This is a genomic window from Pseudoalteromonas sp. SIMBA_162 (assembly GCF_046535955.1).
Lineage (GTDB): Bacteria > Pseudomonadota > Gammaproteobacteria > Enterobacterales > Alteromonadaceae > Pseudoalteromonas > Pseudoalteromonas marina.
In genome coordinates this window covers 1-258 of the sequence record NZ_JAWJBQ010000673.1, presented here as the reverse complement: position 1 = coordinate 258, position 258 = coordinate 1, and the positions used below count along the sequence as shown (strand labels likewise).

General features: G+C 60.5%; 1 protein-coding gene. It reads right to left on the bottom strand.

Features of this window, described 5'->3' with window-relative positions; translation table 11 throughout:
* Positions 1-258: oligosaccharide flippase family protein (locus R0J88_RS21360; RefSeq protein ID WP_410901078.1), on the bottom strand; the 258-nt coding region annotated here is incomplete at both ends.

The window sequence follows — 258 nt, the reverse complement described above, 5'->3', positions numbered from 1 at the left end:
CACCAGCTCCTTGAGTCGCTCGGCAAAGAAGAACAGCCCCGCCACCGTGGCAGAGAACAGCTTGGCAACCACCAATACGTAGAGATTGACGAACACCACATCCAGCATGCGTGACAGGAACATCTTGTAGCCGAAGCGGAACATCGCCTTGAACGACACCACATCGAATTCCAGCCGCGGGCGCCAGCTGCCCCACCACCACATCAGGGCGGTAGTGACCAGCGCTGCCGTCAGCATCTGCCCAGCCAGCGCCCAGAC